We start from the raw sequence: 24,050 nt of genomic DNA, 5'->3' as shown, positions 1-24,050 counted from the left end.
GCAGACCCACGGCTGTCTCCGCGGAACACGGCGGTGTCGCGTGGGTACCCGGGACCCGGGCACGGAGCCCGCCGGGGGACGGGACCTTCTCCTCCGGTCCCGCCGTGGCCGACCGCAGCTCCGTTGTCGTGAGTTGTACGCGCCCCTCGCTGTGCGGACAAGGGCCCGACCAGCGGTTCCTCGTCCTCCTTGTCGCGGACCGGCCGCCACGCCAGGCTCCTGACGGTGACCTCGGAGCCACCGGACCCGTCCTCCACCCGGCGCCTCGGGGTCGTCTACGACGTCGACGGCGTGCTGCGCATCGCCCCGCTGCGGCGGCAGTGGGGCCGGCTGCGCATCCTCATGACCCGCGGTCCGCGCGACCGGCGCTCGCTGCTGGGCATGCAGCGCCTGCTGCGGGTGCTCGCCGAGAGCGGGCCCGGCGTCGAGGTGTTCTTCCTGACCGCCCTGCCGGACACGCTGCACCGTCCGCTGCGGGCCGCGCTGCGCCACGACGAGTACCCCCCGGGCACGGCGCTGATGGCCGGGCGGCACCTGATCTCGGGCTGGTGGTGGGGCGCCGGGCTCGACCACAAGCGCGCCGCGCTCGACCGCCTCGCCGCGAGCCGGCCGGACACCTCGTGGGTGCTCGTCGGCGACGACGCCGGCCACGACCCGGACCTGTTCGCCGGGTTCGCGCACGACCACCCGGGTCGCGTCGCCGCGATCGCGATGCGGCACCTCGTCGAGGTCGACGACGTCGACCGGGACGACCGCGTCGACCACGACCCGCCCGTGGTGGAGGCGCCGAACGGCGAGGAGCTGCTGCCCCGGCTGCGCGCCGTGCTGGGCCTGGACCCGGCGGCCGGAGCACCCGCGATCGACGACTGGTTCCTCACCGCGCGCGAGCGCGGCAACCCGGCGACGCGGCTGCGGCCCTGGACCGAGGGCAACGCCGTGCACCTGCGTGTCCACGGGAGCGCCTACTACGCCGCCCTCGCCGAGCGCCTCGCCGCGACCGGCGCCGGCGACCTCCTGCTCGTCCTGGGCTGGCGCGGCGACGGCGACCAGCAGCTCGGCGACGACGGCCCGACGGTCTCCGAGGCGCTCGCCGCCGCGGCCGTCCGCGGGGCCCGGCTCGCGGTGCTGCTGTGGCGCTCGCACCTCGAGGCGTTCGGTTACCACGTCCTCCAGAACCGCCGCCTCGCCGCGGATCTCCTGCGCGCCGGCGGCGAGGTGCTGCTCGACCAGCGGATCCGGGCGCTCGGCAGCCACCACCAGAAGCTGGTGGTCATCCGCGACGGCAGACACGCGCCCGACGGGGACGTCGCCTACGTCGGCGGCATCGACCTCGTGCTCGGCGCCCGCGACGACATCGTGCACCGGGGTGACCCGCAGTCCGACGCGTCCGCCGACGAGTACACCCGCAGCCCGCGCCACGACGCGATGCTCGAGCTGCACGGGCCGGTGGTGCGCGACCTCCAGGACGTGTTCGCCGAGCGCTGGGAGGAGACGACGCCGCTGGCGCGGCTACCGTGGCACGTCGTCCCGGACCTCGTCCACGGCCTGCCGCGTCGGGGCCGCCCGCTCCCGTCGCCCGCGCCGGACCCGCCCGCGGCCGGGACGTGCGCGGTGCAGGTGCTGCGGACCTACCCGCGCCGGCGTCCGCCGCACCCGTTCGCGCCGCGGGGCGAGCGCAGCGTCGCCCGCGCGTTCATCAAGGCCCTGGGCCGCGCCCAGCGTCTGGTGTACGTCGAGGACCAGTACCTGTGGTCGGCCGACGTCGCGCGCGTCTTCGCCGCGGCGCTGCACCGGTGCCCCCGGCTGCATCTGATCGCCGTCGTCCCCCGCCCCGAGCGCCAGGACCCGGGCCCCGCGGTGCTCGGGCAGGGTGAGGCGCTCGCGATGGTGCACGCCGCCGGGGGCGACCGCGTGCAGGTGCTCGACGTCGAGAACGACGACGCGCGGCCCGTCTACGTGCACGCGAAGGTCTGCATCGTCGACGACGTCTGGGCCACCGTCGGCAGCAACAACTTCAACACGCGGTCCTGGACCCACGACTCCGAGCTGACCGCGGCGATCCTCGACAGCGAGCGCGACGCGCGGGAGCCCGCGGACCCCGGCGGGCTCGGCGACGGCGCCCGGGGCCTCGCCCGCCGCCTGCGCCTCGAGCTGATGCGCGAGCACCTCGGGGTGACCGACGACGATCTCCTGCTGGACCCCGATCGCGCCGCGGCGACGGTCCGGGCGCGCGCCGACGCCCTCGACGCGTGGCACGCGGGCGGCGAGCGGGGCCCGCGACCGCCCGGCCGCCTGCGCCGCCACGTCCCCGGGCACGAGCAGGTCCGGCTGACGCTGCAGCGCCGGTGGATCATCGACCCGGCCTACCGGATGGTGCTCGACCCGGACGGCCGACCGTGGGGCGCGCGACTCCGGCGCACCTACTGAGACATCTGGTGCGCCCAGGCGGGGACGACGAACTCGCTGTCCGCGTACGGGGCCGGGCTGACGACGCGCTGGCGCCCCTGCTGGATCTGGTGGACGAGGTGGGCCTGGGCCAGGGACGGGTCGCCCGCGGCGTCGCCGGACCAGGTCCGCGCCGTCTGCCCCGGCGTATCGAAGCTGTAGGCGCCGTTGACGCCCCGGTGGACGGTGCGGCGCAGGTGGTCGGCCACCGCGGAGAAGTCGCGGAAGTCGTGCACGGCGGCCCAGGCGCCGGCGACGAGGTGGACGCGGTCGTAGGCGATGCCCGCGTGCGAGCGGCCCGGGACCTCGCCGAACCGGCGGGCGTAGCGCGACGCGAACGCGAGCCCGAGGCGGTCGGGGTAGGTGCCGGTGGTCGTCGCCCACAGGACGCCGTCGGCGAGCGTCCCGAGCCGGCTCCGGAACTCGGGCACCGACGGCGCGTAGATGCCGTAGACCAGCGCCGGGTGCGGCGCCGCGCGGAACCCGCGGACGAGGGCGACGTGGTCGTCCACGAGGTAGCTGCCCACCATGATCGCGGCGGGGTCGGCGGCCGCGGCCCGCGCGCCCGCGTCCGTCCAGCCGTCGGCGGGCGGCGCGTCGACGGCCAGCTCCCAGCCGCGCTCGTCCGCGCGCCGGGCCGCGTGCTCGAGGCCGAGGTCGACGAGGTCCCACACGGCCTGCCGCACCACGAGCAGGCGCCGCGAGGTCGGCCGCCAGAGACCGCGGTCGCGCAGGTCGCTGACGTAGTCGACGAAGTGGGGGCCGTAGTGGACGTCGCTCGGGCAGACCTGGAAGACGCGCCCGAACCGGCCGGGGTCGCCCGTCGCCCGCTGCTCCATCAGCCCGAGGTGGCGGCGTGCAGGTAGGGGACGCCCGCCGCGGCCGCGAGGTCGTGGGCGAGGTCCTGGCGCGCCAGGTAGCCCGAGGTGAGGACGTCGACGTCGTCGGCGAGCAGGTCCGCGAAGCCGCGCCCGACCGTGCCGGCGTCCTGGGGGTCGACGTCGGCGACGCGGAGCTCGAGGCGGCGACCGGCGACCCCGCCGGTGGTGTTGATCTCGTCGAGGGCCAGGCGCGCGCCCTGCTCCATCTCGCGGGCGTCGGCGGCGGCGACCCCGGTGAGGGGGAGCAGGGCGCCGACGCGCAGGGGGCGACGGCGGACGGGTCGGGGCACGGACCGGCGGGTCGGCTCCTGGTCGGCGGCGATCAGGGCCCGGCCCAGACGGATCCGCTCGAAGCCCGCCGTCCCCCCGGGCGGGGGCACCACGACGAGGCCCTCGTCGACCGCGCGGGCGGCCGCAGCGCCCCGGGACGCGACGTCGAGCTTGGTCAACACGCGGTCGACGTGGGTCCCGACGGTGCGCGCGCCGATGGCGAGCCGGGCGGCCACGCCGGCGTTCGTGAGCCCGGCGACGAGCAGCGTGAGGACCTCGAGCTCGCGGCGGCTCAGGCCGTGGGGCAGGACCTCGAGCGGCTCGACGGCGACGAGCGCGGTGTCGTCCTCGACCGCCACGATCGCCCGCACGGGGCGACCGTCGAGGTGCAGGGCCCGCAGCTCGCCGGCGCCGGTGCGCAGCGCGCCGGCGGCGAGGCGCCGCAGCGCCGGCGGGACGTCGTCAGCGTCGCCGTCCTCCACCACGCGGACCCGACCCGCCGAGTCCACCCGCAGCGCGGCGCCACCGGGCGGATCCGCCCGAGGAAGCGTGACGCTCATGGTCGTCTCCTGCGTGCCGGTCCCGCGACCGTACCCCGGCCGGTTCGGCGGCGACCGTTCGTGACGTGATGGCTTCCCCGCCGCAACACGGGGTCCGTCGTTCGACGGATTCCCGTCGCGAGCCGCGGTCCTACCGTCCCGCCATGCGCCTCGGAATCTTCGCCCCGACCCTGTCCGGCGGCTGGGTCATCTCGACCGCGGCCCCCTGGTGGAAGCCCGACTGGTTCCTCATGCAGGAGACCGCGCTCAAGGCCGAGAACTACGGCTTCGACTTCCTCCTCGCGCCCAACAAGTACAAGGGCATGGACGGGGAGATCCATTTCTGGAACTACGCGCTCGACTCGTTCACGACGATGGCGGCGCTGGCGGCCGTCACGCGCAAGGTCATGCTGATCCCGTCGATCTCGCTGCTCTCGGTGCCGCCGGTGTACGCGGCGAAGCAGTGCAAGACGATCGCCGACATCGCCGGCCCGGGCCGCTTCGGCGTCAACATCATCAGCGGGTGGGAGAAGCCGGAGTGGGCGTCGATGGGCCTGTGGCCCGGCGACGAGTACTTCGGCTACCGCTACGACTACGCCGCGGAGTACATGCAGGTCATGCGGGAGCTGTGGGAGACCGGGCAGACCGACTTCGACGGACAGTTCTTTCACATGCGCGACGCCCGCCTGGAGCCGTGGTTCGACGACGGGAACATGCCCAAGGTGATCTGCGCGGGCCAGTCCGACCGCGGCATGCAGTTCACCGCCGAGCACGCCGACTACCAGTTCATGGGCGGCAAGCTCGACATCGCCGAGCTCACCGAGCAGATGGGCCGCGTGAAGACCGCGTCCGACAAGGCCGGGCGGCCCATGGAGGCGTTCCCGCTCTACCAGTGCGTGGTCCGCGACAGCCTCGCCGAGTGCGACGACGTCATCGGGACGTGGCGCGAGAGCCAGGAGATCGAGGTCGTCAAGACGATGACCGGGCACGCGTCGATGAACTCCGAGGCCGACGAGAACTCGCTGCACGCGACCCTGCTCGGCAACGACAACTTCATGCTGTGGGAGATCATCAAGGGCGACCCGAAGAGCGTCGCGGAACAGCTGCGCGCCATCGCCGACGTGGACGGCGTCAGCGGGGTCATGTTCACCTTCCAGGACTACCTGACCGACATCGACCGCTTCGGCCAGCAGGTCATGCCGCTGCTGGCGGACTGATCCCGCAGGGAGAACGATGCCCGACGACGTCGAGGTCGCCGGTCTCGAGCACAGCGTCGAGGTGATCGTCGACCGCTGGGGCGTGCCGCACGTCTACGCGGGCTCGGCGCACGACGCCTTTCTCGCCCAGGGGTTCCAGGCCGCCCGGGACCGGCTCTTCCAGATCGACCTGTGGCGCCGTCGGGGCCTGGGCCGCCTGGCCGAGGTGTTCGGGCCCGAGCACCTCGACCAGGACCGGGCCCGCCGGCTGCTGCTCCACCGGGGCGGCCTGGACCGCGAGTGGGCGGCCTACCCCGACACCACGCGGGAGATCGTCGGCGCCTTCGTCGACGGCGTGAACGCCTACGTCGACTGGGCCCTGGTCGACCCGGGCGAGCGGCTCCCCCCGGAGTTCGCGGCGCTCGGCCACACCCCGGCCCGGTGGCGGCCCGAGGACGTCGTCCGCATCCGCACCCACGGCCTGTTCTACAACGTCGAGCAGGAGCTGGCGCGCGCCCTGACCGTGCGCGACCTCGGCGTCGCGGCCGAGGAGCTGCGGGCCGTGCGGGGGCCGGACGGCCCGCTGGTCGTGCCGGACCCCGCCGTGCTCGAGCACCTGGGCGAGCACGTCCTCGACGTCTACCGGCGCGCGTTCGAGCCCGTCGACCTCGCCGGCAGCAACAACTGGGTCGTCGCCGGCCACCGGACCGCCACCGGGCGCCCCGTGCTGGCCAACGACCCGCACCGCGCGATCACGGTGCCCTCGCTGCGCTACCTCGCCCACCTCGAGGCGCCGGGCCTGTCGGTGATCGGGGCCGGCGAGCCGGCCCTGCCCGGCATCTCGATCGGCCACAACGGCCGGGTCGCCTTCGGCCTGACGATCTGGCCGATCGACCACGAGGACCTGCTCGTGTACGCCCTGCACCCCACCGACGACGGCCGCTACGGCGTGGACGGGGGGTGGGCGGACCTCGAGGTCGTCGAGGAGGACGCCGGTGTCGCCGGCGCGGTGCACACGCTGGCCTTCACCCGGGACGGGCCGGTGCTCCACGTCGACACCGAGGCCCGCGTGCTCGTGGCCCTGCGCGCCGCGTGGCTGGAGCCGGGCATGGCGCCCTACCTCGCCAGCCTCGCCCACCAGGACGCCGCCGACGTGCACGCCTTCCGCGCCGCCCTGGCCGGGTGGGGTGCGCCCGGGGTCAACCAGGTCTTCGCCGACGTCCACGGCTCCATCGGGGTGCAGGCGTGCGGCCGCGTCCCGCGCCGGGCCGGGTGGGACGGGGCGCTGCCCGTCCCCGGCGACGGGCGGTTCCCGTGGGCCGGCGTCGTGCCGCTCGACGAGCTCCCGGGCGAGATCGACCCGGCCGCGGGGGCGCTGACCACGTCGAACCAGGACACCGGCGACGCCTCCGGGGCGACGGTCGACTGGTACTCGAGCGCCCGGCACGAGCGGCTGGCGGCGTGGCTCGCCGAGGACACGGCGGTCGACGTCGCCGCGAGCCTGCGGTGGCAGACGGACGAGCTCAACGCGCACGGCCGCGCCCTGCTCGACCGGCTGGCCGGGCTGGAGGTGCCCGGACCGTGGTGGGCCGAGCTCCAGGCCTGGGACGGCGTCGAGGACGCCGGCTCGCGGGCGGCGCTGCTCTTCCAGGTCTGGATGCGCCGGCACTGGCGACCGTGGCTGGCCGCCCGGTGCCTGGAGCACCTCGGTCACGACCCCGCCGCAGTCGGCCGCCTGGCCCGCGACGACGCGCTGTTCTCGGACCTCCGCCCGGACCTGCGGATGCTCGAGGTCGTCGATCCCGCCACCCTCGCCGACGGCGTCGCCGCCACCCTGCGCGCCGCGCTGACCGAGATCGAGGGGCTCCTCGGCGCCGATCCCGCGTCGTGGTCCTGGGGCGCCCTGCACCGCACCGAGCTGCGCCACCCGGTGCTCCCGGACGCGTCCCTGCCGCCGGTCCCTCGGTCCGGCAGCGGCGACACCGTCGGGCTCGCCGGCCACGACGCCACGTTCAACGCGGTGATGGGCAGCAGCTTCCGGATGGCCCTCGACGTCGGTGACTGGGACCGCAGCCGCGTGCTGAACGCCCCGGGGCAGTCGGGTGACCCGCGCTCGCCCCACTACGCCGACCTGCTCGACCGGTGGGCCGCCGGCGACGCGTTCCCGCTGGTCTACACCCGCGCCGCGGTCGAGGAGGCCGCCGAGCACCGGCTCATCCTGCGCCCGGCTCCTTCGTGACGTCGTCGATCGTCAGCGTCCCGAGGTCGGTGTTGGCGACGTAGACCTCGCTGCGGTCCGGGGACACGGCGAGGACGACGGCGTCGGCGTAGGGCTCCACGAACCACCCGACCTCGCTCGTGCGGTCCTGCGGATCCACCGCGGCGAGGACCGGGGGGTCGCCGCCGAGGGCGAGGAACACGCGCCGGCCGTCCCGCGAGACCGTCAGCGCCGTCACCGGCCCGGGCAGCGGCACCGAGGCGACGACCTCGCCGCGCGCGGCGTCGAGCACGGACAGGGCGTGGCGCGGCTCGGTGCTGCCGACGTAGAACGCGTCACCGTCCGGTGCGGCGACCACCACGTGCGCGGGGGCGTCGAGGGGGATCGCCGCCAGCAGGCGGCGCGTGCCGACGTCGATGACGTCGGCGGTCGAGCGGCGCTCGTCCACGGCGAGCAGGCGGGTGCCGTCGGCGCTCACCGCGAGGCCGGTGGCCGTGCGCCCGAGCGAGCCCACGACGCGGCGGCCGCCCAGGTCCACCACGAGGGTGTCGCGGGCCGTCGGGACGAAGGCCGTCGTTTGGCGGGGGTCGACGACCGGGGCGCCCGTCGGTGGCTCGGGGAGGGCGATCGCGGCGACGACCGACGCCGTCGTCATGTCGACCACCACCAGGCCGAGGCGGCCCGTGGTGGTCACGACCATCTGCCCGCCCGCGGCGTCCGCGGAGGCCCCGACGGTCCGGCCGCCGAGCGGGATCTGGGCGACCCCGGTGCGTGCCCCGGTGTCGAACACCGAGACGCCCTCGGAGCCGGCGTTGGCGAGGTAGGCCTCCCGGCCGTCGGCGGTGAACGCCACGGCGACCGGGCTGATCCCGATGGAGATGCCGTCGCCGACGTAGCGACGGGTGGCGACGACCCCGCCGACGATCAGCGCGACGGCGAGCGCGGCCACGAGCGTGCGCCGCGCCCACCGGGTCCGGACGAGCGGCGGCGCCCACCGGTGCAGCGCCCGCCCCAGGCCGTCGGCCGGGATCGTGGTCAGGCGGGTGAGCCGGGCGGTCGGCCGGCGGCGCAGCGCCGCGGACGCGGCCGCCGCGAACGCACCCGCGGACGGCGGCCGCGCCGCCGGGTCTTTCGCCATGCCCTGCGCGACGACCTCGCCGACCGCGGCCGGGATCGTGTCGTCGACCAGGGTGGGCGGCGAGAGGTACAGGTGCGCGCCGACGAGCGCCGACGGGTCCTCGTCGCCGAACGGCGGGCGGCCCGTGAGGCACTCGTGGAGCAGGCAGGCGAGCGAGTACACGTCGGAGCGCGCGTCGGCGGGCTCCGCGCGCAGCCGCTCGGGCGCCATGTACGGGAGCGTCCCGATCACCGTGCCGTCGTGGGCCGCCGTCACCGAGCCCGTGGGGCGGGCGATGCCGAAGTCGGCGAGGTAGGCGAAGTCGCCGCGGCCCACCAGGACGTTCGACGGCTTGACGTCGCGGTGCACCAGGCCCGCCGCGTGCGCCGCGTCGAGGGCGGCGGCGACCTGGGTGACCAGGCCGACCGCGCGCGCGGGCGCCAGGGGCCCCTCGCGGATCAGGGTGTCGAGGCCGACCCCGTCGATGAGGCGCATGTCGAGGAACAGCTGGCCGTCGATCTCGCCGAAGTCGTGCACCGGGACGACGTGGGGCTCGCGCAGGTCGGCCGCCGCCTCGGCCTCGCGCCGGAACCGCTCGCGGTAGGCCGGGTCGGCGCCGAAGCGGGGGTGGAGCAGCTTGAGAGCGACCCACCGGTTGCGCCGCGTGTCCCAGGCACGGTGGACCTCGCCCATCCCGCCGCTGCCCAGCGACGGGCCCAGGCGGTAGGGACCCAGATCCGCGGACACGGCCTCCAGCGTCCCCGAGGACCGGGGCCGGTGCCCAGCGTCAGCCGTGCGCGGCGATCTTCGTGAGCGTGACCACCGCGCCCAGGGCGACGGGTGACGGGGACGCGGGGAGCGGGAAGCCGGGTCGGTGTGGACCCTGCGGATCGTGCCGAACCTGCGCAGCTCCGTGGTGGAGGAGATGCCCGCGACGCAGGAGGCGCTCTTCACCTCGGCGCTGGGCGACGCCGACCCCGCCCTGCTCGCGGACCCGCGCGTGCGGCCCTTCACGTGGCGACGGCTGCTCGCGGCGCTGCGCGACCCCGAGCTCGCGCTGCTCGAGGTCGCCGAGCCGCTGTGGGCGGGGGAGTGGGTCCGGGCCCTGCGCGCCGTGGCGCTGGTCAAGGTGCTGCGTCGGGACGTGGCGGTCGCGACCTACGCGATCGAGAACCTCGACGCCCGCGAACGGCTGGGCTCCCGGCGGCGCGCGCTCGCGGTCGGGGCCTCGATGCTGACCCTGGACGCCGTGGCGTTCGGGACGTCCGGTGCGGCGACGAACTACCGGCGGGCGTTCGGGTGGTCCCTGCGCCGCACCGAGCACGCCGTCCTGCCGCCGCGGCTCGGCGACTGCCGGGTCTGCGGGCCGGGCGACGCCGAGCGCGACCGGACCGTGCTGTTCCTCGGCGCGCCGAGCGACCGCAAGGGGTTCGGGGTCCTCCTCGACGCCTGGACGCGGTGCGGGGCCGCCGACCGGGGCTGGCGGCTGGTGGTCGCCGACCCGTCCGGCGCGGTCGAGCGGGCGGTGCCGCCCGGGGTGTCGATCACGTCGCCGACCCGCGCCGCCGTGCACGACCTCCTGCGGCGCGCCGCGGTGGTCGCCCTGCCGTCGGTGCGGCGCCCGGGCTGGCGCGAGCAGATCGGGCTGCCGCTGGTGGAGGGGCTGGCGCACGGCTGCCGGGTCGTGACGACGACGGAGACGGGGCTCGCCGACGACCTGCGCGGGCACGCGCTGGTCACCCTCACCACTCCGGGCGACCCGGGGAGCCTCGCCGACGGTCTGGCGCGGGCGATGGGCGGCGGGTCGCACGACGTCGCCGAGACCTACCCCTCGGGCGGCGCGGGGTACGCGAAGAGCGACGTCGTCGCCTGGTGGCTGCAGGCCACCGGAGCCGCCGGTGTCACCGCGCCGGCGCGGCGGTGAGCGCCGCGGCGAGGTCCGCGGCGATCGTGGCGGCGTCCGCGGTGTCGGGCCAGTGCCGGGCCAGGCGCCTGTCGGGCCCGACGAGGTAGGTCATGGCGGTGTGCGGCACCGCGTACCCGTCGGGGTCGTCGGGGTCGGGGCGACGCCGGGCGAACACCCGGAACGCGCGCTTCGCGGTCTCGACCTGCTCCGGGGTGCCGGTGAGCCCGGTGAAGCGCGGGGAGGACGCGGCGAGGAACGTCCGCAGCACCGCCGGGGTGTCGCGCTCGGGGTCGACGGTGACGTAAAGGGGACGCAGCCGTGCGTGCTCCCCGACCCGCTCGAGGGCCTCGCCGAGCTTCGCCAATGCCCGGGGGCACACCACCCGGCACGCGGTGAACCCGAACTGCACCAGCAGCCAGTCCCCGCGGTAGGAGTCGGCGTCGACGGGCGTGCCGTGATGGTCGACGAGGTCGAAGGCGATCTCCGTCGGTGCGCTCACGGCACCAGCTCGAGGTCGTGCGCGGGACCCGGCGGCACGTCGACGCGCAGTCCCTCCGGCACCGCCCGCACGCCGTCGCCCGAGCGCACGATCTCGCCGTCGAGGCGCACCTGCGCGCCGTCGGGCACGCGGTCGAGGACGACCGCCCCGTGGTCGCCGTCGCCGTCGCCGTCATGGAGGCCGAGGCGGCGCAGCCGGGCGTGCAGGACCCCGTCGACGACCTCGGCCCGGCTCACCTCGACGTCCCGCCCGACCTCGGTCAGCGCCGGCTCGGCGAAGTGCTCCGGGCCCCACGGGCGCTGGTAGAGCTCGTGGAGCCCGTCCGGGACGTCGAGCCGGGCGTAGCCGAGCAGGACGTTGCCGGTCATGGGCTCGATCTCGGTGCGGTGGCCGTCGGCGTCGTTCGTCGTGTCGTTGCGCGGGTAGTAGAGACCGCCGTCCTGCCAGGTCGGCGCCATGAAGCGGTCGGCGTGGGCGAGGATGCCGTCCAGGGTGGCGCGGTCGCCCATCTCCGCCGCCCAGGCGGCCACCCAGCCGAGGTCGCAGGTGTCGGTGACGACCCTCTGGCCTATGACCTCCATGGCCGGCGTCGACCGCACGGCGATGGTGCCGTCGGGGCCGTGCTCGAGGAAGTCCGCGACCTGGCGCGGGTAGTGCTCGCGCACGAAGTCGCGGTTCCAGGTGTTCATCAGGGCGCCACACCAGGCGTCCACCCACGGCGCCTGCAGCGCGTTCGGCCGCACGACCTTCGAGTCCTCGAGGATCATCTGGTTGTAGTGGCCGGTGTCGTCGAGGCGGCCGAAGTCCGCCCAGGCCTTCTCGTAGCCGGCGACGACCTCGGTGGCGCGGTCGCCGCCGGTGATCGCGTCGTGCAGCCGGAACCCGAGGATCGCGGGCTGGTTGCAGATCTGGAACACGCAGTTGGGCTCGCAGGCCACGCCGAGGTAGCCGTTCTCGACCATCTGCCAGTAGAGGTGCTCGTTCAGCGAGTCGCGGTCGTAGGCGAACCGTTTCGGCTCGCCGCCCCAGAAGAACGACCAGTGCTCGAAGGTGAGCGCGCCGGGCTGCGCGTAGCGGTCGTCGGCGAAGAGGTGGTCGTGCAGCAGGGCGCACGACTGCACGTACGCCGAGTACATGATGTTGTCGCGCACCACCGGGTCCCACTCCTCGTGGTAGCCGTCCGAGAGGTGCGCGTTCATGACCATGCCGCCGCGGGAGACGTCGCGCCAGTAGAGCCAGACGTCGGGCATGAGCAGCTTCTCGATCAGCCGCTGGATCGTCGGCCGGAAGAGCCCCGGCGCCGCGGGGAGGCGGTGCCGGTGGGCGAGGGCCAGCCCGTAGATCATGTAGGCGAGCTGGAAGCGGTAGCTGCCGAAGTCGTCCTCGCCGGCGCCCTTGCCCTGCATCTGCGACCAGTCGTGGGGCAGCCGGCGGGACAGGTTGTCCCAGTGCCGCAGATGGCCGATCTGGTTCGCGTCCAGCACCGACGGCGTCGTCATGTACCCGGACGCTAGCCAGGTCCGACCCACCGCCGGTAGGCCTCGGCGTCGACGACCGGTCGCCTGCACGGGCGGCCCCGCTCAGCGGCCGGAGCGGGGCGTCTCCACCGACACCATCGTCGACTTGATCACCGCGATCGCGAGGTCGCCGACCTTGAGGTCCAGCTCCTGCACGGCTTCGGTGCTCATCAGCGAGACGATGCGCGCCGGCCCGCACTGCATCTCGACCTGGGCCATGACCGTGTCCGTCACGACGTCGGTCACCAGCCCGACGAGACGGTTGCGCGCCGAGCGGTTCACGCCCGACGGGTCCTCGACCTGGTGCGCGCGGCGTTGGGCGAGCTTCGCGAGGACCTCGCCGTCGACGACGCGGCGGCCCGAGGCGTCGAGCGTGGTCACGCCCTCGGACTCGGCCAGGCGCCGCATGGTGTCGTCGCTGATCCCGAGCAGGTTCGCGGCCTCGGCGATCCGGTACGTCGGCACCCTCGACAGGCTAGCGACCGGCCCCTGGTCTCCGGACCGGGCGGCCGCGATGCTGACCGGTGTGGTGCCGGGGGAGACGGTCGAGGGCCCGCTGCGCTGCGGGGTCCTGGGCGAGGTCGTCCTCGTGGCGGGGTCGCGGACCGAGCCCGTCGCCGGCCGCCGGACCGCCGAGGTGCTCGCCGCGCTGCTGGTCGACGTCTCGTGCCCGCGGTCGGTCGACGAGCTCGTGGCCGCGGTGTGGGGCGACGACGCCCCGCCGACCGCGGCGACGATGGTGCACGGCGCGGTCCGACGGCTGCGCACCGCGGCCGGCGGCGACCGCGCCCGCTTCGTGGTCTCCCGCGGCGGCCGGTACGCGGTGGCCCCCGAGGTGGCGCTCGACGCCGCGGAGTTCGAGGCGCTGGTGGCCGGGGCCCGGCCCGAGGTGGCGTCCTCGCCCGCCCGGGCGGCCCGGCGGCTGACCGCGGCGCTCGCGCTGTGGCGCGGTCCGGCTTTCGCGGGCGTCGAGCAGCCCTTCGCCCGGGACGCGGCGGCGCGACTCGACGCGCTGCGCGTCGAGTGCGCCGAGCTGCTGGCCGAGGCCGAGCTCGCCCTCGCCGAGCCCGCCCGCGCGGTGGCCGTGCTCGCACCCCTCGTCGCCGCCGACCCGTCCCGCGAACGCGCGGCCGCCGTGCTGATGACCGCCCTGGCCGGCGCCGGCCGCACCGCCGAGGCGCTGCGCACCTTCGACCGCGTGCGCACGGCCCTGGCCGAGGACCTGGGGCTGGAGCCGGGCCCGGCGCTGCGGGAGATCGCGGCCGGGCTCCGACGCGGGGACGACGTCCCGGACCGGGGATCGTCCCGGGCGCTGCGGGGCCCACCGCGCCCGCTGGGCTCGTTCGTCGGGCGGGAGGACGACCTCGCCCACCTCGCCGGCCTCCTCGCGGACCACCGGCTGGTCACCGTGACCGGTCCCGGAGGGGCCGGCAAGACCCGGCTCGCCCTCGAGGCCTGCGGCCGCGGGTCGGCGCGGGTGGTGTTCGTCGACCTCGCCCGCGCGGCGTCCGGCGACCGGTTCGAGGACGTGGTCGCCGACGCGACCGGGGTCCGGGCCGACCCCGGCGCGGTCGCGGCCGCCGTCGCCGTCGCCCTCGCCGACGCACCGACCCTGCTCGTGCTCGACAACGCCGAGCACGTGCTGGACCGCTGCGCGGCATTCGTGCGCGAGCTGCTCGAGAGCACCGGCGGCCTCGGCGTGCTGGTGACCAGCCGGGAACGGCTCGGGCTGCCCGGCGAGCAGGTGTCGGTGCTCGACCCGCTCCCGCTGCCCCCGCCGCGGGCGGAGCCCGGCGAGATCGGGCGATCGCCGGCCGTGCAGCTGTTCGTCCGGCGCGCCGCCGCGGCGCGGTCGGGATTCGCGCTCGCCGCGGACAACGCCGAGGCCGTCGCCGAGGTCTGCCGCCGGCTCGACGGCCTGCCGCTCGCGGTCGAGCTCGCAGCGGCGCGGACCGCGGCGCTCCCGCTCGCCGAGCTCGAGGCCGGCCTCGCCGACCGGTTCCGGCTCCTGGCCCCGTCCGCCCGCCGCCACGACCCGTCGCGCCGTGCCGGCCTGGCCGCCACGATCGCCTGGAGCCGCGACCTGCTCGACGACGCCGAGCAGCGACTGTTCGCGCGCCTCGGCGTCTTCCCGGCGGGCTTCGACCTGGACGCGGCGCGCGGTGTCACCGGGGAGCGGGACGCCGCGGCGACCCTGGGGCGCCTGGTCGACGCGAGCCTGGTGCGCCCCGAGGACACGGCCGCCGACCGCTGGCGCTACCGGATGCTCGAGTCCACCCGGGAGTTCGCCGTCACGTGCCTCGCGCCCGGCGACCTCGACCCGCTGCGCCGGCGCCACGCCCACCACTTCCTCGCGGTCGGCCGCGACGTCGCCCCGCACCTGCACCGGGCCGGCGCGGGCCCCTGGCTGGACGCGCTGCACGCCGAGCGCGACAACCTGCGCGCCGCGCTCCGCTGGGCCGAGGGCACCGGCGGCGACCGCGAGGTGCTGATCGGGCTGTGCGATGTCCTGTGGCACTACTGGGACGTGCGCGGGTCCCGCGCCGAGGGGCTCGGCCCGCTGACCGCGGCCCTGGCGGTCGTCGGCCCCGACGACCCGCGGCGCCCGGCGCTGCTCTCCGCCTGCGCGCTGCTGCACCTCGGGCGGGGCGAGTTCGACGACACCGAGCGGGTGGCCGGCGAGCAGCACCGTCTCGCCCTCGCCGCGGGGGACCGGCGCTGGGAGGGCGACGCGCAGGCCCTGCGCGCCACGGTCGACTGGGCGCGAGGCCGCTTAGACCGCGCCCAGCAGCGCTACGAGGACGGCATCGCCGCGTCGCTGGCCGGGGGCGACGTGTGGCGCGGGGCGATGGCGGAGGCGCAGCTGGCGCGCTTGCACCGCGACCGCGCCGAGCCCGACGCGGCGCGTGCCCTCGCCCGGCGCGCGACGGACCACGCCGACGAGGTGGGCGAGGACCTCGCCCGCGGGCTGGCCCTCGACGTCCTGGCGTCGATCGAGCAGCGGTGGGGCGACCCGGCCGACGCCCGCCGCCTCGTCGAGGCCGCCCTGGAGCACTACCGGCTCGTCGGCTACCGCGAGGGCGAGGCGTCGGCGCTCGCGCTGTCGGCCCGGATCGCGGCGGCGGCCGCGGACGTCGAGGGGGCCCGGCGCGGTTTCGACCAGGCCGGGAGCATCTTCCGGCGCATCGGGCACCGGGCGGGCGTCGCGGCCACCGCGGAGGAGCTCGCCGCGCTCGGGTGATCGTGAACTCGGTGACGATCCCGCGCAGATGTGACCGGCATCGTCACCGGGACGGCGATCGAGACCGCGCCGGCCTCGGGTTAGGGGCGAGTTAGCCGCGCCCCGGACCGTCGTCGCCCATGAGCACACCGATCACCCTCGACCACGACCCGGCCACCGTCCTGCGCCCCGCCGACGCCGGGTACGACGCCGCCCGGTCCGTCTTCAACGCGATGATCGACCGGCGTCCCGCGGCCATCGTGCGCTGCCGAGACGCCGGGGACGTCGCCCGGGGGATCGCGCTGGCCCGGACGCACGACCTCGCGCTGTCGGTGCGCGGCGGCGGGCACAACGTCGCGGGCACCGCCGTGTGCGACGGCGGGGTGATGCTCGATCTGTCCGCGATGCGCGACGTCCACATCGACCCGGTCGCCCGGACCGCGGTGGCCGGCCCCGGCTGTCTGCTCGGGGACCTCGACCGCACCACCGGGGCCCACGGTCTCGCGACCCCGCTCGGCGTCATGTCGGGCACCGGGATCGCCGGGCTCACCCTGGGCGGCGGGCTGGGCTGGCTGAACGGCCGCCACGGGCTGGCCTGCGACAACCTCGTCGCCGCCGAGGTGGTCACCGCCGACGGCGCGGTGCGGCGTGTCGACGCCGACCACCACCCCGACCTGCTCTGGGGCCTGCGCGGGGGCGGCGGCAACCTCGGCGTCGTCACCGCGTTCACCTACCGGCTCCACCCGGTCGACACCGTCCTCGCGGGCGGCCTGTCCTGGCCGTGGGCGGCGGCCCGCGACGTGCTGCGCCGCCACGACGACCTCCTCGCCACCGCACCCGACGAGATCGCGACCGCCGTCTCGTTCACCCGGGACCCGGAGGCCGGGCCGGTCGTCTCGATCGCCGTCTGCTGGAGCGGGGACCCCGCGGCCGGCGAGCGCGTGCTCGCGCCGCTGCGCTCGGTCGCCACCCCGACCGTCGACGCCGTCGCGCCGACGTCCTTCGTCGCCTGGCAGAGCGCCCCCGACGCGGGCTACCCCCTCGGGCGGCGCCACTACTGGAAGTCGGGCTACCTGCGCGAGCTCACCGACGACGCGATCACGGCGCTGCTCGACCTGGTGCCCCACATCCCGTCGGCCGCGAGCGGTGTCGGGATGCAGGCCCTGCGGGGTGCGGCCGCCCGTGTGCCGGTCGACGCCACGGCCTTCCCCCACCGCGCCCGGCAGTACGACCTGCTCCTGCTCGGGCAGTGGGACGACCCCGCCGACGACGAGCGCAACGTCGCGTGGGGTCGCCGCTCCTTCGACGCGCTCGCGCCGCACCTCGCCGACGCGGTCTACGTCAACAACCTCGGCGCGGAGGGCCCGGACCGTGTGCGCGCCGCCTACGGCCCCAACCACGCCCGCCTCGCCGGGCTCAAGCGGACCTGGGACCCCGACAACGTCTTCCGGCTCAACCAGAACGTCGCACCGGCGCGGGGCTGAGTGGACCACGGTGCGTGGTCCCGACGGGTCCTGGCGCGCCACCGGTGAGGGCAGGAGTCTGAGAGGTATCTCAGTGGCTCTCGGCTCAGGAGTGGATCCGTGAAGAAGCTTCTCAACGACCCGGGCGACCTCGTCGCCGAGTCCCTGCGCGGGCTGGACCGTGCGCACCCCGAACTGCGCGTCGACCACGAGAACCGGATCCTCTACCGCGCCGACGCCCCGGTGGCCGGCAAGGTCGGGCTGCTCTCGGGCGGCGGCAGCGGCCACGAGCCCGCGCACGGCGGCTTCATCGGGCCCGGCATGCTCGACGCGGTCTGTGCCGGCGAGGTGTTCACCTCGCCCGTGCCCGACCAGATGGCCGAGGCCACGAAGAACATCGACGGCGGCGTCGGCGTCCTGCACCTCGTCTGGAACTACACCGGCGACGTCATGAACTTCGACATGGCCGCCGAGCTGGCCGCCGCGGAGACCGACACGCGCGTCGAGGCCGTGGTGATGAACGACGACGTGGCGGTCGAGGACAGCCTGTTCACCGCGGGCCGGCGCGGCACCGGCGCCGCCATCGCCGTCGAGAAGATCGTCGGGGCGGCCGCCGAGCAGGGCCGCAACCTCACCGAGCTGGCCGACCTCGCGCGTCGCGTGAACGAGAACAGCCGCAGCATGGGGATGGCGCTCACCTCGTGCACGGTCCCGGCGAAGGGGAGCCCGACGTTCGACCTCCCCGACGACGAGATCGAGATCGGCATCGGGATCCACGGCGAGCCGGGGCGCCGCCGGGTGCCGCTGGCGCCCGCCCACGACATCGCGCAGATGCTCGTCGACCCGGTGCTCGCCGACCGCGACTTCACCGGCGGCGACGGCGTGCTCGTGTTCGTCAACGGCATGGGCGCCACCCCGATGCTCGAGCTGTACCTGATGTACGGCGAGATCGCGGCGCTGCTCGACAAGGCCGGCGTCGTCCCGGCCCGCACCCTGGTCGGGCCCTACGTCACCAGCCTGGACATGGCCGGCTGCTCGGTGTCGATCACGAAGCTCGATGACGAGATGATCCGGCTCTGGGACGCACCGGTGGCCACCGCGGGCCTCCGGTGGGGCATGTGATGGCGGGAGTCGACGTCGAGACCCTGCAGCGCTGGCTGCGGGGCTTCGCCGCGTCCGTCGCCGAGCAGCGCGACGCCCTCACCGCCCTCGACGCCGCCATCGGCGACGCCGACCACGGCGCGAACATGCACCGCGGGATGACGGCGGTGACGGAAGCGGTGACCGCGACACCGCCCGCGGACCCGACGGCGCTGCTCAAGCAGACCGCGACGGTGCTCATCCGCTCGGTCGGCGGGGCGTCCGGCCCGCTCTACGGGACGCTGTTCCTGCGGATGGCGTCGGCCACCGGCGGGGAGACGGTCCTCGAGCCCGCGACGTTCGCGAAGGCGCTGCGGGCGGGGCTCGAGGGCGTGATCTCGCGCGGGAAGGCCGAGCTCGGCGACAAGACGATGGTGGACGCCCTCGCCCCGGCCCTCGACGCGCTCGACGCCTCGCTGGCCGAGGGCGGGTCCCTCGCGACGGCCCTGCACGCCGCGTCCGAGGCCGCCGACGCCGGGCGCGACGCCACGACGCCGATGATCGCCAGGAAGGGGCGCGCGAGCTACCTGGGCGACCGCAGCGCGGGTCACCAGGACCCGGGCGCCACCTCGGCGGCGCTGCTGGTGGCCGCGGCGGCGGCGGCCGTGTCAGGCGACGGGTGACCGTCGGGATCGTCGTCGTCTCGCACAGCCGGGCCCTCGCCGAGGCGGCGACCGCCCTGGCCGGGGAGATGGTGCGCGGCGGCGACCTCACGATGGAGGTCGCCGCCGGGCTCGACGACGGCGGCTTCGGCACCGACGCGGTCGCCATCAGCGAGGCGATCACCGGCGCCGACCGCGGCGACGGGGTGGTCGTGCTCATGGACCTCGGCAGCGCGGTCCTCTCGGCCGAGCTCGCGCTCGAGATGGTCGACGACGACGTCCGCGAGCGCGTCGTGCTCTGCCCGGCCCCGCTGGTCGAGGGGCTCGTCGTCGCCGCCGTCAGCGCCGCGGGCGGGGCCTCGGCAGCGGAGGTCGCCGCCGAGGCCGGGGACGCGCTGGAGGCGAAGGTCGGGCACCTCGGCGGTGCGGCGGCCGCGACCCCGGCACCCGTCACGGCGAGCGGCGACGAGCGGCGGGCGACCTTCACGGTGTCGATGCCCCACGGCCTGCACGCCCGCCCCGCCGCGGCGCTCGTGCAGGCGGTGCGCGGACTCGACGCCGAGGTCCGGCTGCGCAACGTCACCCTCGACGGGCCCGAGGTCTCCGCGGCGAGCCTGTCGAAGGTCGCCACGCTCGGGGCGCTGCAGGGACACGAGGTCGCGGTCCGCGCCGTCGGTGGCGACGCCGCCGAGGCGGTCCGCCGGGTCGTCGGGCTCGCGGACGAGGGGTTCGGGGAGGCCACCGCGACGCCGGCAGCCTCGCAGGCGACGGCCGGCACCCACGGTCCGATCCCCGCCGCACCGGGTATCGGGATCGGGCCCGCGCGGGTCGCGGCGCCCGCGGCGGTCGCGGTCCCCGCCGCGCGTCCCGGCACCCCGGACGAGCAGCAGGCCCGCCTGGACGCGGCCCGCGCCGAGGCCCGCACCCGCCTGGCGGCCGTCCGCGACACCGCCGCCCGCGAGATCGGGGCCGCGGAGGCAGCCATCTTCGACGCCCAGCTGCTGCTGCTCGACGACCCCGACCTGCTTGCGGACGCCGGCGCCCGCGTCGACGCCCACGCCGACGCGGCGCGCGCCTGGGCGGACGCCCTCGACGCGGTCGAGCGCGACTTCGCCGGCGCCGCGGACGAGTACCTGCGCGCCCGCGCCGCCGACGTCCGCGCCGTCCGGGACCAGGTGCTGCGCGCCCTGGGCGGTGTCGCCGAGGACGCCACGCCCGCGGACGGCATCCTCGTCGCCGACGACCTCACGCCCGCCGAGGCCGCCGCCCTCGACCCCGCGCGCACGCCGGCGGTGGTGCTGGCGGGCAGCAGCCCGACCGCGCACGCCGCGATCCTGCTGCGGGCCCGCGGCGTCGCGGCCGTGGTGGGGGCGGGTGCGGCTCTGGTCGCGCGGGCCGGGGAGGGCGCGCTGCTCGTGGTCGACGGCGCCACCGGCGAGGTCGTCGTCGACCCCGACCCCGCGACGCTGTCGGCGTTCCGCGACCGCGCCGCGGCCCTGGACCGGCGTCGCGACGACGCCGCCCGCCGGGCCCACGAGCCGGCGGTGACCCGGGACGGCACCACCGTGCTCGTCGGCGCCAACGTCGGCTCGGCCGCCGACGCCCGGGCCGCCCTCGGGGCCGACCTCGCCGGCCTGGTCCGCACGGAGTTCGGCTTCCTCGACCGGCAGCAGGCGCCCGACGTCGCCGAGCAGGAGGCGGCGTACCGGGCGATCGCCGAGGCCATGAACGAGGACGGCATCGGGCGGCGCGTCACGCTGCGCACCCTCGACGTCGGCGGCGACAAGCCGCTGGACTACCTGCCGGTGGCGCCCGAGGCGAACCCGTTCCTCGGGGTGCGCGGCATCCGCCTCGCGCTGGCGCGGCCCGAGCTGCTCGCCGACCAGCTGCAGGCGATCGTGCGGGTCGCCCACGACCACCCCGTCGACGTCATGTTCCCGATGGTCGCCGGGGTGGACGAGCTGGCCGCGGCCCGCGCGGCCCTCGACGGCGCGGTCGACGCCGTCGGCCGGGGGCGCCCGGACGGGTTGCGGGTCGGGATCATGGTCGAGGTCCCGGCCGCCGCGCTCAAGGCGGCCGCGTTCGCCCCGCACGTCGACTTCTTCTCGATCGGCACGAACGACCTCACCCAGTACGCGCTGGCCGCGGAGCGCGGGAACGACCGGCTGGCGACGCTCGCCGACCCCCTCGACCCGGGTGTGCTGGCGCTGATCGCGGCCACCGTCCGCGGCGCAAGGGACGACGTGCTGGTGGCGGTCTGCGGCGAGCTCGCCGGCGACGAGCAGGCGGCCGCGTTGCTCGTCGGTCTGGGGGTCCGCGAGCTCAGCGTCGCCCCCGCCGGCGTCGCGACGATCAAGGAGGCCGTCCGCGCCGTCGACGTCGGCGAGGCCCGTGCCCTGGCCGCGGCGGCCCTCGCCTGCCCGGACGCGGCCGGCGTCCGGGCGCTGCTCACGCCGGCCCGCGCGTGACCCGGCGCGGGTGCAGCACGATGCGGCGCAGGTCCTCCTCCCGGGAGTACAGCGCGAGCAGCTCCCGGTGCTCGGGAGTTGTCGTGTCCTTCCAGTAGCGGTCGGCGAGGCGCCGGGCCAGGTCCGCGGCGCCGTCGGCGTGCACCGTCACGTCCGCCTCGATCGACACCCAGCCCTCCGGCTCGTCGGGCAGCGTCATCACGACGAACGACGCCCGCGGGTCCGCCTGCAGGCGGCGCACCTTCAGCGCGTCCGCCATCGAGAACAGCGCCACCTCGCCGTCGGCCGTCGTCTCGAACCACACCGGACGCGGCGCGGGCAGCCGGCGCGGGCCCGGCGGGATCGTGAGCAGCCCGTGCAGGGGGCGGTCGAGCAGGGCCCGGTCGGTGGCGGTGATCGTGTCGTCGGCCATGGCCCCAGACTGCGGCACGGTGATCGCCGCGCCCATGCGCGCGGCTCCAGGACACCTGCGCGAGCGTCTACCGTGGACGGCGTGGCGACGGTCGACGGGCTGCTCGGCGCGCTCCACGTCGGCGACCCGGAGCTCGGCGTCGCGCGGCTCGGGCCCGGCCCGACGTCGGTGCCCGCGGGTGACCGCTGGAGCCTCCTCGCGGTCGCGCGCGGCGAGGTCGACGTCCTCGGCACCACCCTCGGTCCCGGGGACGCCGTCCTGACCCGCGGCCGCGGCGCCCTCGCCGTCCGGGTGGCCGGCGAGGGCGCGACGGTGCTGGTGACCCGGTTCGCCCTGCACGGCGAGGCCCGCCGTCTGGCGCGACTGCCGGAGCCCGCCGTCGTGTACGCGGACTCGGAGTTCTGCCGGTTGCTGATCGAGCGGGTCACCGGCGAGGTCGAGCAGCACCGGACCGCCGACGTCGTGTCCGCTCGCCTGCTCGACTGGCTCGTCGTCGACACCGTGCGCGACGTGCTCGCGGGGGAGCCGGCGACGATCGCCGACCCGGACGTCGCGGCCGCGCTGGCCGCCGTCCACGCGGACCCGGCCGCCGCGTGGACGGTCGACGGGCTCGCCCGGCGCGCCGGCGTGGGCCGCGCCGCGTTCGCCCGCCGGTTCCGCGAAGCGGTCGGCACCGCGCCGCTGTCCTACGTCCGCGAGCACCGCCTCGACCTCGCCGAGCGGGCGCTGCTGGCCGAGCCCGACGCGACCGTCGCCGCGGTCGCCCGCCGTGTCGGCTACGCCAGCCCGTTCAGCTTCAGCGCGGCCTTCCGCCGCCACCGGGGCGTCGCCCCCAGCGCGCTGCGATCCCTGCTCTGACCGGCGACACCCGCTGACTGATGTAGCCGCATGGCGGACGAGGTCGGTCGACCGAACCCCGACCCGCCGGGCGACGAACGCCATCGCACGGTCCTCACGGGCCGGCGAGGAGGCTCGAGCACCGTGACCAGCCCCGTGGCGACGGCGTCGCCGTTCGACGAACCGTGGTCGGTGCTGCTCGTGGTCACGGGCGTCCTCGTCCTGCCGGCCGGGACGGGCCTGCAGGTGCTCTGGCTGATCGTGGTCGGCCTCGCCGCCGCGCTGATCCGTGTCCGCGCCCAGGCCGTGCCGCCCTCCCCGCCGACCGAGAGCGCCGAGCGGTAGCGCCCCGGGTGGCGGACCGGTGCCGTCGTCACCGCACCACCAGCACCAGGCGGCCCCGGACGTGGCCCTGCTCGCTCACGCGGTGGGCGTCGGCGATCCGGTCGAGCGGGAAGGTGCGGTCCACCGGCAGCCAGAACCGTCCGGCCTCGACGAGCTCGCCCACCGTCGCGAGGGCGGCGAAGCCGTGGCCGTCGACGAAGCCGTTGCTGAAGTGCACCCCGTGCTCCTCGGCGCCCGCGAAGTCGGCCAGCGTCACCACGTTCTCCGCCCCGCCGGCCAGCGCGACGAGGTCTCCGAGCACACCGCTCCCGGCGACGTCGAGGGCGACGTCGACGGCGTCCGGCGCGAGCGCCCGGACCCGGTCGGCCATGCCGTCGCCGTAGGTCACGGGCTCCGCCCCCAGCAGGCGCAGGTAGGTCGCGTTGGCCGCGCTCGCGGCGCCGATCACGCGCGCGCCCCGCGCCGCCGCCAGCTGCACGGCTGTGCTGCCGATCCCGCCGGTCGCGCCGTTGACGAGCAGGACGGTGCCGTCGCCGACGCCGAGCTGGTCGAGGCCGCGGGACGCCGTCTCCAGCGCGCAGGGCAGGCCGGCGGCGTCGACGAAGCCGAGCGAGCGGGGGATGGGCGCGCGGAAGGTCAGCAGGGCCAGCTCGGCGGCGCCGGCGCCGTCGTCGGAGATGCCGAAGAGGCGGTCGCCGACGGCCACGTCGGTCACGCCGTCGCCGAGCTCGTCGACGACCCCGGCCACGTCGCGGCCGGTCGTCTGCGGGAGCTCCGCCCCGAAGCTCAGCTCGCCGCGGCGCAGCTTCGGTTCCGTGGCGTTGATCCCGGCGGCGTGGACGGCGATCCGGACCTGGCCGGGCCCCGGGTGCGGATCGGGGAGGTCGACGATCTCGAGGACGTCGGGATCGCCGTACCGGCTGAACTGGGCTGCTCTCATACGAACAGTATTCGTTGAACGAACGTTGTTCGCAA

19 protein-coding genes are annotated in these 24,050 nt (G+C 76.2%); 11 read left to right on the top strand and 8 right to left on the bottom strand.

Annotation, left to right across the window (positions count from 1 at the left end):
• Positions 1-225: 225 nt before the first annotated feature.
• Positions 226-2,427, top strand: coding sequence for a phosphatase domain-containing protein (locus tag QSK03_RS22955; RefSeq protein WP_285657125.1), 2,202 nt, complete (start codon positions 226-228; stop codon positions 2,425-2,427).
• Here the strand turns inward: QSK03_RS22955 and QSK03_RS22950 are convergent.
• Together QSK03_RS22950 and QSK03_RS22945 are read right to left on the bottom strand one after the other, a co-directional pair.
• The gene (locus tag QSK03_RS22950) at positions 2,421-3,284 is read right to left on the bottom strand and encodes a type 1 periplasmic-binding domain-containing protein (RefSeq protein WP_285657123.1); all 864 of its coding nucleotides are present in this window, start codon (positions 3,282-3,284) and stop codon (positions 2,421-2,423) included. The genes QSK03_RS22955 and QSK03_RS22950 overlap by 7 nt on opposite strands.
• The gene (locus tag QSK03_RS22945) at positions 3,284-4,156 is read right to left on the bottom strand and encodes a LuxR C-terminal-related transcriptional regulator (RefSeq protein WP_285657121.1); all 873 of its coding nucleotides are present in this window, start codon (positions 4,154-4,156) and stop codon (positions 3,284-3,286) included. Before QSK03_RS22945 ends, QSK03_RS22950 begins: the two co-directional genes overlap by 1 nt.
• A gap of 143 nt (positions 4,157-4,299) precedes the next feature.
• Here QSK03_RS22945 and QSK03_RS22940 point away from each other — a divergent pair, with 143 nt between their 5' ends.
• Positions 4,300-5,352 carry an LLM class flavin-dependent oxidoreductase gene (locus QSK03_RS22940; protein WP_285657120.1) on the top strand — a complete coding sequence of 351 codons (1,053 nt, stop codon included), beginning with the start codon at positions 4,300-4,302 and terminating at the stop codon, positions 5,350-5,352.
• Between the two features lie 16 nt (positions 5,353-5,368).
• Positions 5,369-7,570, top strand: a complete 2,202-nt coding sequence (locus tag QSK03_RS22935) for a penicillin acylase family protein (RefSeq protein ID WP_285657119.1) — start codon at positions 5,369-5,371, stop codon at positions 7,568-7,570.
• Here the strand turns inward: QSK03_RS22935 and QSK03_RS22930 are convergent.
• Positions 7,545-9,413 (bottom strand): serine/threonine-protein kinase, encoded by a 1,869-nt coding sequence (locus QSK03_RS22930; protein ID WP_285657117.1) that lies wholly within the window; start codon positions 9,411-9,413, stop codon positions 7,545-7,547. The genes QSK03_RS22935 and QSK03_RS22930 overlap by 26 nt on opposite strands.
• A gap of 145 nt (positions 9,414-9,558) precedes the next feature.
• Between QSK03_RS22930 and QSK03_RS22925 the strand changes: the two genes are divergently transcribed.
• Positions 9,559-10,590, top strand: a complete 1,032-nt coding sequence (locus QSK03_RS22925) for a glycosyltransferase (RefSeq protein WP_285657115.1) — start codon at positions 9,559-9,561, stop codon at positions 10,588-10,590.
• Here the strand turns inward: QSK03_RS22925 and QSK03_RS22920 are convergent.
• From QSK03_RS22920 to QSK03_RS22910, 3 genes are all read right to left on the bottom strand, one after another.
• Positions 10,568-11,071 (bottom strand): SCO family protein, encoded by a 504-nt coding sequence (locus QSK03_RS22920; RefSeq protein ID WP_285657113.1) that lies wholly within the window; start codon positions 11,069-11,071, stop codon positions 10,568-10,570. The two genes, QSK03_RS22925 and QSK03_RS22920, sit on opposite strands and share 23 nt — an antisense overlap.
• On the bottom strand, positions 11,068-12,570 hold the full coding sequence (locus QSK03_RS22915; protein WP_285657111.1) for a linalool dehydratase/isomerase domain-containing protein: 1,503 nt from the start codon (positions 12,568-12,570) through the stop codon (positions 11,068-11,070). The genes QSK03_RS22920 and QSK03_RS22915 overlap by 4 nt, the downstream gene beginning before the upstream one ends.
• Positions 12,571-12,651: 81 nt before the next feature.
• A complete protein-coding gene (locus QSK03_RS22910) occupies positions 12,652-13,053 on the bottom strand; it encodes a TOBE domain-containing protein (protein WP_285657110.1) in 402 nt (133 codons plus the stop codon).
• 61 nt (positions 13,054-13,114) lie between these two features.
• On the opposite strand from QSK03_RS22910, the gene QSK03_RS22905 reads away from it, so the two are divergent.
• The 5 genes from QSK03_RS22905 to ptsP all read left to right on the top strand — a co-directional run bounded on the left by QSK03_RS22905 (position 13,115) and on the right by ptsP (position 21,481).
• On the top strand, positions 13,115-15,829 hold the full coding sequence (locus QSK03_RS22905) for an ATP-binding protein (protein ID WP_285657108.1): 2,715 nt from the start codon (positions 13,115-13,117) through the stop codon (positions 15,827-15,829).
• 119 nt (positions 15,830-15,948) lie between these two features.
• Entirely contained in the window at positions 15,949-17,292 is a 1,344-nt protein-coding gene (locus QSK03_RS22900; protein ID WP_285657107.1) for an FAD-binding oxidoreductase, read from the top strand.
• Between the two features lie 99 nt (positions 17,293-17,391).
• The gene (gene dhaK, locus QSK03_RS22895; RefSeq protein WP_285657105.1) at positions 17,392-18,393 is read left to right on the top strand and encodes a dihydroxyacetone kinase subunit DhaK; all 1,002 of its coding nucleotides are present in this window, start codon (positions 17,392-17,394) and stop codon (positions 18,391-18,393) included.
• A complete protein-coding gene (dhaL, locus tag QSK03_RS22890; RefSeq protein ID WP_285657104.1) occupies positions 18,393-19,034 on the top strand; it encodes a dihydroxyacetone kinase subunit DhaL in 642 nt (213 codons plus the stop codon). Before dhaK ends, dhaL begins: the two co-directional genes overlap by 1 nt.
• A complete protein-coding gene (gene ptsP, locus QSK03_RS22885; RefSeq protein ID WP_285657102.1) occupies positions 19,031-21,481 on the top strand; it encodes a phosphoenolpyruvate--protein phosphotransferase in 2,451 nt (816 codons plus the stop codon). Before dhaL ends, ptsP begins: the two co-directional genes overlap by 4 nt.
• On the opposite strand, the gene QSK03_RS22880 is transcribed toward ptsP, so the two are convergent.
• Positions 21,462-21,893 carry a pyridoxamine 5'-phosphate oxidase family protein gene (locus QSK03_RS22880; RefSeq protein WP_285657100.1) on the bottom strand — a complete coding sequence of 144 codons (432 nt, stop codon included), beginning with the start codon at positions 21,891-21,893 and terminating at the stop codon, positions 21,462-21,464. The genes ptsP and QSK03_RS22880 overlap by 20 nt on opposite strands.
• 81 nt (positions 21,894-21,974) lie before the next feature.
• Between QSK03_RS22880 and QSK03_RS22875 the strand changes: the two genes are divergently transcribed.
• Entirely contained in the window at positions 21,975-22,751 is a 777-nt protein-coding gene (locus QSK03_RS22875; RefSeq protein ID WP_285657098.1) for an AraC family transcriptional regulator, read from the top strand.
• A gap of 123 nt (positions 22,752-22,874) precedes the next feature.
• Positions 22,875-23,075: a hypothetical protein gene (locus QSK03_RS22870; RefSeq protein WP_285657097.1), complete on the top strand. Its 201-nt coding sequence runs from the start codon at positions 22,875-22,877 to the stop codon at positions 23,073-23,075.
• A 28-nt stretch (positions 23,076-23,103) separates the two neighbouring features.
• Here the strand turns inward: QSK03_RS22870 and QSK03_RS22865 are convergent, their stop codons facing one another.
• Positions 23,104-24,015, bottom strand: coding sequence for an NADP-dependent oxidoreductase (locus QSK03_RS22865; RefSeq protein WP_285657095.1), 912 nt, complete (start codon positions 24,013-24,015; stop codon positions 23,104-23,106).
• Between the last annotated feature and the right edge of the window lie 35 nt (positions 24,016-24,050).

The sequence above is a fragment of the Actinomycetospora sp. NBRC 106375 genome (genome assembly GCF_030269665.1).
In the GTDB taxonomy this organism is placed as follows: Bacteria; Actinomycetota; Actinomycetes; order Mycobacteriales; family Pseudonocardiaceae; genus Actinomycetospora.
This window is presented reverse-complemented; position numbering and strand designations above follow the sequence as displayed.